Below are 12,875 nucleotides of genomic sequence, written 5' to 3' on the forward strand. Positions count from 1 at the left end.
CTTAACGGTTTACTTGCTATTTGAGTGTTTCTGCCAAAAGTGGATGCTCCCAAAGTGGGGCTAGTGGTCACCTTACAAAACTGCGGGTTTCCCGGCTCCCTCAGTGGCATTTTCCCTCCGCAGGTGAGTCAGCGTGGTCTTGGGGGTTTCCCCGTGGGCGACTGCATTAGCGTCAGCCTAAAGCCTCCGGCATAGCGTCTCCGTCAGGAGAAGGAGCGTCACCCAAAGGGCTTAAGGCAGGGTAGGAAGTGGCGTTGCACAACGTTCGTTGTGCCTTTACGATATCTGTACCTCGCTCCTCTGCAATCTGCTGTATATTGTGTTGCCTATTAAAATTTTGATAGTTAACCTAATAAATAAAATACAAACAATAAAATAAATATATAAGTTGTAAATTAATAAATATTTATAAATATTTCTCCTCCTTAAGAAATAAAGTTTAATTATTCCATTAGAAAGAAGAAGTAAATTTAACAAATATTTAAACTCTAGCTAAGGCAAGGGTAAAATTACTCCGCTCATACTTAAATGTATATCTAGTTTCATAAAGCAAAGCACAATCTAATTAATGATTGTGAGCGATCGCTTGTACAGCTTGTACAATCATTGACTAATTTCTAATTTAAATGGCTGTTGAATTCGTGATGCTGATTGGAAACTAAAATGTAATTATATCGAGTTAATTAGTAACATTAATTTATTTATAAAAAATAATTCAGAATATTAAAAATTAAACAAGACATATTTAATTAAGAGCATAAAAAGCAAAAAATAATTTTAATATTTAATTTTTATAAAATTCGTAGGTTTTAATTGAGGAAAAACATTATGAATACACAGGAGCAACTACAGCAATGGAATGAGTTAGCACAACAATTCCGCGTCGATAGTATTCGCGCCACAACTGCCGCCGGATCGGGTCATCCCACCTCGTCGATGTCCCCTGCCGATTTGATGGCGGTTTTACTATCTAAATATCTTCAATACGACTTTGAAAATCCAGATAACCCAAATAACGATCGCTTTATCCTTTCAAAAGGACACGCTGCACCACTTCTCTACGCCATGTATAAAGTTGCGGGGGTAATAACTGATGAAGAGTTACTATCACTGCGAAAGTTTGGCAGCCGTTTAGAAGGACATCCTACACCAATTTTACCTTGGGTCGATGTAGCAACAGGTTCTTTAGGCCAAGGTTTACCTATTGGTGTAGGGGTGGCTTTGGCAGGCAAGTATTTGGATCAACTACCCTATAACGTTTGGGTGCTACTAGGTGATAGTGAAATCGCCGAAGGATCGGTTTGGGAGGCCTTTGATCATGCTTCACACTACAGTCTAGATAATTTAATCGCCATTATCGATGTCAATCGGCTAGGTCAACGAGGTCAAACGGAATTAGGCTGGAATACAAAAGCTTATGCTAACCGTGCCAGAGCCTTTGGCTGGCAAGCGATTGAGATTGATGGTCACAACTTGATAGAGATTGATCAAGCTTATAGCGCAGCTTTGAGCATCAACGATCGCCCTACAGTAATTATCGCCCGAACTAAGAAAGGCAAAGGTGTGGCAGCTTTAGAAGATTTAGGTGGTTGGCATGGTAAAGCACTCAAACCTGAGCAGGAAAAACAAGCGATCGCCGAGCTAGGTGGTGAGCGTCATATTACCATTCAAGTAGATAAACCTGAATACCAAGGTCAACCTGCCTTCACAGGTGAAGCTCAACCACTACAACTTCCCACCTATGAAAAAGGCACAAATGTAGCAACACGTCGAGCCTATGGTGATGCCTTAAAAGCTTTGGGAGCAGCTCGACTTGATGTTATTGCCCTTGATGCTGAAGTAAGCAATTCTACTTACGCTGAAGATTTTGCGGAAGCTTATCCTGAGCGCTACTTTGAGATGTACATTGCGGAGCAGCAAATGGTAGCAGCGGCAGTGGGTTTACAGGTGCGGCAATACAAACCTTTTGCTTCTAGCTTTGCTGCTTTCTTAACTCGTGCCTACGACTTTGTAAGGATGGCTGCGATTTCTCGCGCCAATATTAAACTAGTGGGTTCCCATGCCGGTGTATCTATTGGTCAAGATGGTGCTTCGCAGATGGCGTTAGAAGACTTAGCCATCTTTCGAGCAGTGTGGAGTAGTACCGTACTATATCCCAGCGATGCTAACCAGACTGCTAAACTAGTAGCTCAGATGAGCGATCGTAATGGAATTATCTACCTTCGCACCACCAGGGAAAGCACACCCGTACTCTATGAATCTGATGAAGAGTTTCCTATTGGTAGTAGCAAAGTAATTCGTAGTTCTGACGGAGATCAAGCTACTGTCATTGGTGCGGGTATAACTCTACATGAGGCACTCAAGGCTTACAAGCGCCTGAAAAATGAAGGCATTACAGTGCGCGTCATTGACGCCTATTCTGTTAAACCCATTGATGTGCAGACGCTGCATCAAGCCGCCTGCGATACCAACGGTAATTTAGTAGTCGTTGAAGACCACTGGATTGAAGGCGGGTTAGGTGCTGCTGTACTTGATGCCTTTACAGGTTATAGCAGCGCTCAAACCTATAATGGCCCTCAACTACGGTTAATTAAGCTCGCAGTGCGTAATATGCCAAGTTCGGGTACACCAGAAGAACTTCTCCATGCTGCCAAAATTGATGCCGATGCCATTGTTGAGGCGGTGAAATTGCAAATCAGGCAGCCAGTTAGGGGATCAGTGTAATCCCCAGATAATAAAAATATCTCGTAGTAAGCACTTTAGTACTTCTTAATACAACAAAATTGCTAAGTGGTGAAGTGTCTACTGCGAGCAACTTGAGATGATTGGCTATATTTTGCAATTAACCAATTTTAAATTTAGATGATAGCTTAAAAATCCATCAGGCGAATAGCCACAAGATAGCAAAATTCATACTTAAGTAATAATTTTATTAAATTAAATATCGTGATATATAGCTTAAGTTATATACAAATTGGTAGGCTCATAGCTCATAGCTATTCAAGCTTCAATGCTTAAGTATGATTGCTCACGCAACAATTATATTAAGTGAATTCAGTCGCCAGCAGGATGAAAATAAATTAAAAATTTTTTAAGCTGGATAGATATTTTAAAGAACTTTGGAATAGCTTATGCCTCTCTACAAACTCGAAGATTTTGAACCCAACTACCGCGAAGTGTTTGGTGGTGATGACGTTAAATCCTTGGATCTATATACCCAAGGAGGAGTGAGAGTTGGCTCAGTTGCTGATGCTTTAGTTGACCAAGAAGGCCGTTTTCGGTATTTAGTTATTGACTCAAGCTTAGATTCTAGTAGTAAAAAAATATTACTACCAATCGGTCTAGCTCATATTAATTACCAAGAAAAACGAGTTTACGTTGATGGATTGAGTAAACAGCAAGTAGAAAGTTTACCCGAATATCAAGAAAGTAGAATCGTTGATGAGGATTATGAAGAGAATGTGCGTAATATCTATCGTTCGCCAAATAGTAATGTAACTTACGATAGGGAGACATATAATTACCAACAAGAACCTAATTTATACCAATTGAATGAGCAAAACAATCAAACTTTCAAACTGTATGAAGAACGATTGATTGCTGGTAAGAGCCGTGTGAAAGCGGGAGAAGTAACAGTTGGTAAGCACATCGAAACTGAAACTGCACAAATTGCAGTACCTATTCAAAAAGAGCGTGTTGTGATTGAGCGAGTGACTCCCACTACAACAGAAACTGTAGTAGGTTCCCAAGATTTACAGTTCCAAGAAGGGGAAGTAGCACGCATAGAAGTGTATGAAGAAACTCCTGAAATTCGGAAGGAAACTTTTGTACGTGAAGAAGTGCGAGTCACAAAAGTAGTTGATCAAAGTACTGTTGAAGCACAAGAAACAATTCGTCGTGAAGAGTTAGATATTGATACTTCAGGTAACTTAGATGTGAATGAAACTAATGCAAATAGACAAGAAGGCATTTAATTTAACTAAATTGCCAATAAATAAATCTGCCTAGAGCATTGTCTTCAAAGAATCTAGCAATTTGTCCTTTTCCAGGTTAGGAAGAAAGTTCAAAGTTAGGTTAATGCACTGTATATCAGTTTAAATACAACCACAGATATTGCAGACAGATAATTTATGTTTCTGCCTGCAATATAGACAATTTAAAAAAAAACTACAATAGTTAAGTGAAACTATGATTAATTAAATAATCAACTTTTAATTTTGCAAAAACTAAGATTTATTAAAATTTACATTTACTATGATAAAAATTTCATTAGCTAATTCAGCCATTAGAAAGATGAAAAATAATCATTATATCTTCTAGGTTAGTTATTAGCAAATAGAAAGAAAAAATTGAGGTAAACACATAATGGCTCTTTACAAATTAGAAGATTTTGATCCTAACTATCGGGATAGTTTTCAAGGTAATGACCTGAAGGGGCTTGGTGTCTACGCAGAAGGAAGTGATGACAAGATTGGCAATGTCAGCGATGTTCTAGTAGATGATGAAGGACGTTTCCGTTATCTAATCGTTGACTTAGGCTTCTGGATTTTTGGTAAAAAAGTATTATTACCCGTTGGGCGTTCTCGTGTTGATTATAATGTTGATCGTGTCTATGCCATTGGCATGACTAGGGAGCAAGCAGAACAATTACCTGAATTTGATGAAGGGTTAGCGCTTGATTACGACTATGAAGAGCGGGTGCGTGGAGTTTATCGCCGTCCTGGGGAGTACACCCGACCTGTAGAAACATCAACAGCGCTAGAAACACCAACACCTCTAGAAGCTTCAGCACCAATTGATACAGGCTACCAGCCAGCAACTACGCCAAGTTACCCCACTTACGAGCGTGATACCTATAATTACGAGCGCGAACCTGATTTGTTTGGGACAAATGAGCAAGATCATCAAACCCTGAGATTGTATGAAGAAAGGCTAATTGCAAATAAAAAGCGCCAAAAAACTGGCGAAGTAGCAATTGGTAAGCACGTAGAAACTGACACCGCAAGAGTAGCAGTACCAGTAGAAAGAGAACGAGTCGTTATTGAACGTGTAACGCCAACCGATGCTGGTCAAGCTGTTTCTAGTGGCGAAGCTAATTTCCGTGAAGGCGAAGTTGCGCGTGTGGAAATTTATGAAGAAACTCCTGACATCCGCAAAGAAGCAGTGTTGCGCGAAGAAGTCAGAGTCACAAAAGTTGTGGAACAAGAAACAGCTGAAGCTCAAGCTACTGTGCGTCGTGAAGAGTTAGATATAGATGCTTCAGGTCTTCCAATTGAGGAACGTTAATCAACATGGCTATTAGTTATTAGTTCATAACTAATAGCTAATTAAATATATCACAGGTAGAGCTATTTTCTAGCTTTGCCTGTATTGCGAATCACTAAAAATCATCAATACAGCAGTCTCATTAAACTAGTGAACAAGCTTTTCAATCTAAAACTTGTTCCTATCTTAAATTAGAAATGCTGTAGAATAGTTGACTTGTCAAAAAGCAGTTAAGAAATTTGCGTTATGAATGGACACGTTGCACTAAACTGTGAACAAGCAACCAAAGTAAACATTAATAAACGCATTAGTACTTTGCTGGATAATTTAGGCAGCAAAGTGAGAAAGTTTTCTGTGATAGATAGGCAAGGTCAACTGTTAGGCGAAGTCCAAGATTTAGTTTTGGATGCTAACCATCGGTTAAACTTAGTTATATCTAAACAAAAAAATCAAAAAAATAGAAAGCTTGAAGATAGGTATGGCTCATTTCTCTTGCGGAGCCAAAGAATACAAAAAATTGACAACCCTACTAAATCTATTTTCATAGATATAGAAAAATCAGAAATAGAGAATATGCATGAAAATTTAGAAGCAAATAGACCAGACGGACAAATCGCTAATGGTCAAAATATAAATGGCGACCTAGCAACTGCAAATTTGCCAGAGGTTGAAGAAGAAAGTATTGTTAGGTTACTGGAAGAAAGATTAATCATTAATAGTAGCCAACGTAAAGTTGGTGATGTGATTGTTCGCAAAGAAATCGAAACCCGGATGGTACAAGTTCCCGTCCGACGTGAGAAACTGATTGTGGAGCAAGTTAGTCCAGAACACAAGCAACTAGCAGAAATTGATTTAGGACAAGGGGAAATTTCTGGTATTGTGTTAAGTGAAGGAGAGATACCTGAAGTTACAACTTTTGACAACGGTTCAACTGTCAGTGGATCTTTTAGCTCTCCTAAAATTGCTAGTCTAGTTTTGAATGCGATCGCCCTAGAGCGAAATCATGGATGTAAGCAGGTACGAGTGTCAATTGTTGTGGAAAATGAAGAACAACAACAAAAATACCAAGAATGGTTTGACCGTTGTTCTCTAGACAAAAGACCAAATTCAGAAAAATGAAATTTTATCAAATTAATTAGTAGTAGGGTAGGCATTGCTTACCCTACTTTTATAGTAATTTTTAAAATAAAATTAGGTTATAAATATAAACTTTTTCTAAAGTCTATTATAAAATTTGACTTTTTAAATTACGAATTAGTAATTTGTATAACTGTTGGCGTATATCTCGTTCGAGTAATTATTGCCAAAAATAAAACTAAAAACGTCAGCGCTCCAGCTAAATATAAAGGATAGCCATAAGTTATAGGATGCGATTGATTAATTAGCATTGCTGCAATTATAGGGCCAATACCATTGGCAATGCTTAAATAAGATGCATTAAGCCCCATTGCAGTCCCTTGGTCTTGAACTTCAGCATTAAGAGAAATTAGCGCATTGATCATCGGCTGAACTAGAGAGTTAAACAGTGAAAAAAGAATGCTGACTACCACAAAATAAACAATACTTGGCCAAATGGGCATTAATACGAATGATAAACTGCGGATAAATAATGCTAAAAATAGTATTTTAACTAAATTAAATTTTCGGCTGAGAATTGAGACTCCCCAAGTCTGCATAATGACGCCTAGTACCCCAAATAATAGAAACATCAGTGTCAAAGTTTGGCTATTTTGCCCCAACACATTCAGAAAGTATGGTTGAAAGGCATAGGTAAATATAGTAAAAGTCGTTCCAATAAAAAAATTGATAATTAGAAGAATTCCTATTTTAGGAATAGCCAGACCTTTAATTAAATTCCCTAAACCTATATCAAAAATGTTATGTGCTTTATTAGCCCGATTTTTGATAGTTTCTGGTAATAAAAAAATTGTAATTAAGAGGGCGAAGAAGGCTACCGCACCCGAAACTAAAAAAGCAGCACCCAAGGAAATCTGCTGTGCGAATAAACTTATGGCTGGCCCTAATACAAAACCTAACCCTAATGCTGCACCATAAAAGCCAAAACCCTTAGCACGATTTTCTGGAGTCGTGATATCTGAAATAATCGCCTGAGCAACAGAAGCATTGCCTCCAGTAATGCCATCCAGAAGCCGCGCGAAAAAGAGAACAATTGCTGTTGTTGCTGTTCCAGCAATTAAGTTAGCGGTGACAGTCCCAGCTAAACTTATAATCAGTAAAGGCTTTCTACCGAAGCGATCGGAGAGTTTACCGATGACTGGAGTTGCGAAAAACTGAGATATAGAGTAAATCGAAAATAATAAACTCGTCTGGAAATCATTCAGTCCAAATTGTTTGCCATAAAGATAGATAATAGGAATTAAAATCGTAAAACTAAGGGAATTAATAAAAGCAATTAAAGCAGTAATCCAGAAATGTCGATTCATAAGAGACTCGGTTGTTACTTGTCGCTACCTTTGCAGTTCCGGCAGCAACCTTCAAACCTAGTCATATTATCGAACAGCAGTTCTTTTGGCTACTCCCAATGAAATTTCGACTCAAGGAACTATCTAAAAAGAAACAGCAGCATTGGCTTGCGCGGATTCATATCAAAATCCAGGATGGACAGTTCCATATTGAAGGTTTGGGTGCTTGGCATTCCTACTGGCGTGATCCTTACCATCTTCTGTTAACAATTCCCTGGCATGGCTTTTTACTGCTAATTGCTGTCTTTTATCTGGCTATTAACGCCTTGTTTGCCTTCGCTTATTTGGCAGGAGGAGACTGCGTTGCAAATGCCCGACCTGGCTCTTTTTCAGACGTCTTCTTTTTTAGTGTGCAAACGCTGGCATCCATCGGCTACGGTGCGATGTATCCTAAAACAACTTACGCTAATATCATTGTCACTATTGAAGCGATGGCAGGTCTGATGGGAATTGCTGTGATGACAGGGTTAGCGTTTGCCCGGTTCTCTCGTCCGACTGCGCGTGTAATTTTTAGTCGTGTTGCTGTGATTACACCGTATGAGGGAATGCCAACTCTCATGTTTCGTACTGCTAACCAGCGCCGCAACCTGATTCTGGAAGCGCAGATGCGGGTGTACTTAATGCGGGATGAAGTAACCTTAGAGGGGCAGCACATACGTCGGATATACGATCTCAAGTTGATGCGAAATCAGTCGCCCAGTTTCACTTTAACTTGGGTAGCCTTGCATACCATTGATGAGTTTAGTCCTCTCTATGGAATGACAGCGGAATCACTGATGCAGACAAATACTACGCTTGTGATTTCCTTGAGCGGGATTGATGAAACAGTTGCACAGGTTGTCCATGCACGTCATACTTACAGTGCTGCTAATATTCTATGGAACTATCGATTTGTTGACATCATACACCGTACTGCGGATGGACATCGCTACATTGATTACCAGCATTTTCACGATGTCTTATCTTTAGATGAAATAAGTTAATTGCCTACAACTTAATCAACAGCTTCACTAGGCAATGGTTGTAATGGTTTAACCACAACTCGACCATTTTCAACCACAGTACATTTTACTACACTTTTTTTATTTGGCTCTGGGGCATCTTGGCAGTGCTTTTGGTGGTTAATGTTTTGTTCCTGTTGACGATTGAAGACAACGACACAACAGGGACAGGAAATTGAAGACATAAGAAAGAATTTGATATCTATATTAATTATGACGCTACTGAGAGCTTTCGGCTAAAAGTTTGCTATTGTTACACATTCTTTGGCTACAGGATTGCGTAAATAGAAGAATACAAATTATGAGTTGATAGTTTTAACGTAATACAGTTCAGTTAGTAATGTTAATAAACCTTAGGGGGATCAAGCCTTAACTAAATTGTATTGGGCGTTAAGGTATTTATTTTTTCTATACCTTATAGGCACAATACTTGCTGCGATCGCCTTTGCACTGCCCCTGGTGCGATCGCACCACTTTATTTTAAATTTCGCGCAGGGTTACTAACCTATTTGATATATGTAAAGTAAGTAAACAGGAAAGCGGCATAGATCCCGCCCCGCTTTTCTCACCGGCCAAACTTGTGTGGACGGGTTAGACAGCGGGTTTTTCTGATGAAAAAGTTTCTGAAATACCTAAGTTTAGGGCTGCTATCTACAATTGTGACTGCAACGCCTGGACTAGGGGCTGAGCGCATCAGTTTTTTTTACCCTCCCTTTGGAGAATTTTCTTTATCCGCTGATTCCCTAGAAATTTTTGCCAAAGAAGGCAAAATTAACAGTGAGTTGGCATTTTATGCCAGACGTGTTACTCCCGAACAACTCGCTCAATTGCGGGAACTGTTGCAGCAGCGTTTTAATTTGACTCCTACTTTGGTTTCTCAGTTTACCTACTCACCTATAGGCGAAGCGGTGGTGCAACGTCTAGGAGAATTGGTGCTCACCGACTCTCGACAGAACGGCTTCTATGCCATACGTGCTGCTTTGATTTTATCTGCTGCTGATCCGGAAGGCTTAACAGTTGTGAACGTGTTGCGTAGGTTCCCCAGCACAAGTTTAAGATTGAATTTTTCCGAGGGACTACAGATAGTTAATAGCTTGTCAGAGTTACTCGCAGCCAGGGATCAAATAGTAGCTTTCATCCAACAACAGACACTCGCCCAAACTGCCAATGCAACCGTTAACTTTTCCCAACAGCCAGATTTGCGATCGCCTGGAAAATTTCGTTGGCAAATAACCAGCCTAAAACTCAACGACGATTCTCGTAATCGCAGTTTACCAGTGGATGTTTATGTACCTGAAGCATCACCTCAAACCACAGCAAATGCCCCCACTCCTCCCTTTCCTCTAGTTGTGATTTCTCATGGACTCGCTTCAGACCGCTATGCCTTTGTCTATCTAGCTCAACATTTAGCATCCCACGGTTTCGCAGTTGCTGTGCTAGAACACCCTGGTAGTAATGCCGAACGCTTTCAGCTATACTTTTCGGGCTTGGCTGGGCCGCCAGAAGCACAAGAATTTATTAACCGACCATTGGATGTCAAATATGTACTTGATGCACTCCAGCGGTTGGAAAAGTCCGATCCCAGCCTCCAAGGTAAACTAAATTTCCAGCAAGTCGGAGCGATCGGTCATTCATTCGGAGGCTATACAGCCTTGGCTTTGGCTGGAGGTAAAATTAACTTTGAACAACTCCGTGAAGATTGTTTTCCCAATAGATCCTTGAATGTGTCGACCCTTTTGCAGTGTCGTGCAGCTGAGTTACCGCCAACAAATTATTCGCTCCAAGACGATCGCATTAAGGCTGTGATTGCGATTAATCCTATTGATAGTTCCGTATTTGGTCAAGCTGGGGTGAGCCAAATTCAAATTCCGGCAATGCTAATGGCAGGTAGTCAAGATATTTTTGCTCCACCAGTCCCTGAGCAGATCTACCCCTTCACTTGGCTTACCAACCCCAATAAATACTTAGCCTTAATCGAAAATGCTACTCACTTCAGTGCGATCGCTGAACCCACTGCTGAGAATAATGTCTTACCTGTGCCAGAAGCTTTACTAGGGCCGAACCGTGCGCCTGCTTATTCTTACATCAAAGCCTTGAGTCTGGCTTTCTTGCAAACCCATCTTTTAAACCGTCCTGAATACCGCTCTTATTTGCAGCCATCCTATGCCCAATACATCAGTCAAGCTCCCCTCAATCTCAGTTTCTTACAGTCGTTGACAACAGAGCAATTAAATCAAGCTTTGGATGGTTTAAATCCCCAGCCAACTGTACCCCAGCCAACCGTACCACCACCATCACCACAACCAACCCCTGCTTCACCATGAAAAAAGAGTAGGGACTGGGGACTGGGAAGCAGAGGGACAGGGAGCAGGGCAGGGGAGGTAGCAACTCAGCACTCACGACTCAGTACTCATCACTCACGACTCAGCACTCAAACTAGTGAAAATGCTGACGACAAACCCTGCTGCAATGTTTCCAAAAATATATGTTGTCCTGCTATCTCAGTGATAACCAAAGTTGTCACAATTTAACCAGAGTACTGTTTTTGTTGAATTAATACTAGCAACTTGGCTTGATTGTCAGAAGATTTTCATATTTGTCCGCTAGTATTCATAAAAACTTATTCCCAAAATTATTTCCTATATATATACTGCTTGTAAACAAGTATTAAGAAATACTTATTAAAAATTGTTGCCACAACTTGATTTAATTGTTAACGTGTGTATGACAACGTTCTGGTGAAGGCTTGGATTGAGGAAATATCAAAATCTATGAGCTATATCCATGCAACCAATTGTGCAAAGTGATGATTTTTAGATAGAAAGCGAGAAATTTCTGCTGTGTAGAGGCTAAAGATGAGCAATTGCAGATTAACCCAGAAATATCTCCTTCTTAAAGGCTTACTTCAATTTTGATTTCTTACAATTGCAGATTTGTCTTACCTGCGGATGCGATTAAGAACGCAGTAAGACCGAGATTTTGGAGATAAAAACTCATGAAGATTCAAGGTAAGGTAGCCCTAATTACTGGGGCTTCTCGTGGTATTGGACGTGCGATCGCCCTAGAATTGGCGCAACAAGGTATTAAGCGGATAATTTTGATGGCGCGCGATCGCCAAAAGTTAGCCGAGGTAGCCACAGAAATCGAGGCGATGGGAACAGAAGTCTCGATTTTGGCAGTAGATTTGACTCAGACAATTGAGGTGAATATTGCCGTAGCCCAACTTTGGCGTAATTATGGCCCGATTCATCTACTGGTTAATTGTGCTGGCGTGGCATACCAAAATTCGTTTTTGGAATCTAAACTTCCCCAGGTTCAAGAGGAAATCTCCGTGAATTTATTGGGAATGTACAACCTAACTAGCCTAATAGCTCGACGTATGGCTAGCCAAAGGCAAGGCACAATTGTCAATGTGTCTAGCTTGATGGGGAAAGTAGCAGCACCGACGATGGCGACTTATTCAGCTACCAAGTTTGCAATCTTAGGGTTTACCCAAGCCTTGCGCCGTGAACTAGCCGAATACAATATTCAGGTGAAAGCATTACTGCCTTCCCTCACAGATACGGACATGGTGCGGGACTTCAAATTATTTCGCTGGGTAATACCTACGACTCCTGAAAAAGTAGCTCAAACTTTCGTCGCTGGGCTGCAAAGAGATTCACCAGAAATTTTAGTTGGATGGCAAAGTCATCTAGCTGTTTGGTGTCAACGCTTTGCTCCTTGGTTGCTAGAGCAGGTTTTAAACATTGCAACTCCATCAGCACCAACAAAACAACAGCCTCACGAACTACTCAGAGAACTTACTCAAAAACTGAGTTGGTTAACAAAATTTCATCGTGTCAGTGATTTGTTTTTATCCAGAAACACCGTTTCTTTGGTATCTGCGCGCAAGACTTGATCGCTAGCCTTTGATATCAAGTCTGTCTCGTTGCTCATAGCATGAAGAGTGCTGAGTTAAAAGACCACCCACAATTTGCATTGCTTTTACCAAGTACATAAGTACTCAGCACTCAGAACTCAGCACTTAGTTCTCAGTACAAAGTTTTGTAAACACCCCACCGTGTTCTTGCCTAATTTCAAAAGCATGGTGGGATTGTGAGTTTCCCAAAGATCTCAACTAAATAGG

The 12,875-nt window shown here is 40.3% G+C and carries 9 protein-coding genes; 7 read left to right on the top strand and 2 right to left on the bottom strand.

Features of this window, described 5'->3' with window-relative positions; translation table 11 throughout:
- The first annotated feature begins 828 nt into the window (after nucleotides 1–828).
- The 4 genes from AC5JL8_RS26600 to AC5JL8_RS26615 all read left to right on the top strand — a co-directional run bounded on the left by AC5JL8_RS26600 (nucleotide 829) and on the right by AC5JL8_RS26615 (nucleotide 6,384).
- Entirely contained in the window at nucleotides 829–2,724 is a 1,896-nt protein-coding gene (locus tag AC5JL8_RS26600) for a transketolase (RefSeq protein ID WP_495882686.1), read from the top strand.
- Nucleotides 2,725–3,131: 407 nt separating this feature from the next.
- Nucleotides 3,132–3,974: a DUF2382 domain-containing protein gene (locus AC5JL8_RS26605; RefSeq protein ID WP_495882687.1), complete on the top strand. Its 843-nt coding sequence runs from the start codon at nucleotides 3,132–3,134 to the stop codon at nucleotides 3,972–3,974.
- A 391-nt stretch (nucleotides 3,975–4,365) separates the two neighbouring features.
- Nucleotides 4,366–5,286, top strand: coding sequence for a DUF2382 domain-containing protein (locus tag AC5JL8_RS26610; protein WP_495882688.1), 921 nt, complete (start codon nucleotides 4,366–4,368; stop codon nucleotides 5,284–5,286).
- 225 nt (nucleotides 5,287–5,511) lie between these two features.
- Nucleotides 5,512–6,384, top strand: coding sequence for a YsnF/AvaK domain-containing protein (locus AC5JL8_RS26615; RefSeq protein ID WP_495882689.1), 873 nt, complete (start codon nucleotides 5,512–5,514; stop codon nucleotides 6,382–6,384).
- 128 nt (nucleotides 6,385–6,512) lie between these two features.
- Here the strand turns inward: AC5JL8_RS26615 and AC5JL8_RS26620 are convergent, their stop codons facing one another.
- A complete protein-coding gene (locus tag AC5JL8_RS26620) occupies nucleotides 6,513–7,709 on the bottom strand; it encodes an MFS transporter (RefSeq protein WP_495882690.1) in 1,197 nt (398 codons plus the stop codon).
- 98 nt (nucleotides 7,710–7,807) lie between these two features.
- Between AC5JL8_RS26620 and AC5JL8_RS26625 the strand changes: the two genes are divergently transcribed.
- The gene (locus AC5JL8_RS26625) at nucleotides 7,808–8,731 is read left to right on the top strand and encodes an ion channel (RefSeq protein WP_495882718.1); all 924 of its coding nucleotides are present in this window, start codon (nucleotides 7,808–7,810) and stop codon (nucleotides 8,729–8,731) included.
- Nucleotides 8,732–8,742: 11 nt separating this feature from the next.
- Here the strand turns inward: AC5JL8_RS26625 and AC5JL8_RS26630 are convergent, their stop codons facing one another.
- The gene (locus AC5JL8_RS26630; RefSeq protein ID WP_495882691.1) at nucleotides 8,743–8,934 is read right to left on the bottom strand and encodes a hypothetical protein; all 192 of its coding nucleotides are present in this window, start codon (nucleotides 8,932–8,934) and stop codon (nucleotides 8,743–8,745) included.
- Between the two features lie 426 nt (nucleotides 8,935–9,360).
- On the opposite strand from AC5JL8_RS26630, the gene AC5JL8_RS26635 reads away from it, so the two are divergent.
- Together AC5JL8_RS26635 and AC5JL8_RS26640 are read left to right on the top strand one after the other, a co-directional pair.
- A complete protein-coding gene (locus AC5JL8_RS26635; RefSeq protein ID WP_495882692.1) occupies nucleotides 9,361–11,073 on the top strand; it encodes an alpha/beta hydrolase in 1,713 nt (570 codons plus the stop codon).
- A gap of 671 nt (nucleotides 11,074–11,744) precedes the next feature.
- Nucleotides 11,745–12,647: an SDR family NAD(P)-dependent oxidoreductase gene (locus AC5JL8_RS26640; RefSeq protein WP_495882693.1), complete on the top strand. Its 903-nt coding sequence runs from the start codon at nucleotides 11,745–11,747 to the stop codon at nucleotides 12,645–12,647.
- Nucleotides 12,648–12,875: the final 228 nt, after the last annotated feature.

The organism is Mojavia sp. (genome assembly GCF_059505145.1).

Coding starts and splice junctions, on each gene's coding strand:
- AC5JL8_RS26600 (WP_495882686.1), top strand. CDS start 829: ATGAATACACAGGAGCAACTACAGCAATGGAATGAGTTAGCACAACAA.
- AC5JL8_RS26605 (WP_495882687.1), top strand. CDS start 3,132: ATGCCTCTCTACAAACTCGAAGATTTTGAACCCAACTACCGCGAAGTG.
- AC5JL8_RS26610 (WP_495882688.1), top strand. CDS start 4,366: ATGGCTCTTTACAAATTAGAAGATTTTGATCCTAACTATCGGGATAGT.
- AC5JL8_RS26615 (WP_495882689.1), top strand. CDS start 5,512: ATGAATGGACACGTTGCACTAAACTGTGAACAAGCAACCAAAGTAAAC.
- AC5JL8_RS26620 (WP_495882690.1), bottom strand. CDS start 7,709: ATGAATCGACATTTCTGGATTACTGCTTTAATTGCTTTTATTAATTCC.
- AC5JL8_RS26625 (WP_495882718.1), top strand. CDS start 7,808: ATGAAATTTCGACTCAAGGAACTATCTAAAAAGAAACAGCAGCATTGG.
- AC5JL8_RS26630 (WP_495882691.1), bottom strand. CDS start 8,934: ATGTCTTCAATTTCCTGTCCCTGTTGTGTCGTTGTCTTCAATCGTCAA.
- AC5JL8_RS26635 (WP_495882692.1), top strand. CDS start 9,361: ATGAAAAAGTTTCTGAAATACCTAAGTTTAGGGCTGCTATCTACAATT.
- AC5JL8_RS26640 (WP_495882693.1), top strand. CDS start 11,745: ATGAAGATTCAAGGTAAGGTAGCCCTAATTACTGGGGCTTCTCGTGGT.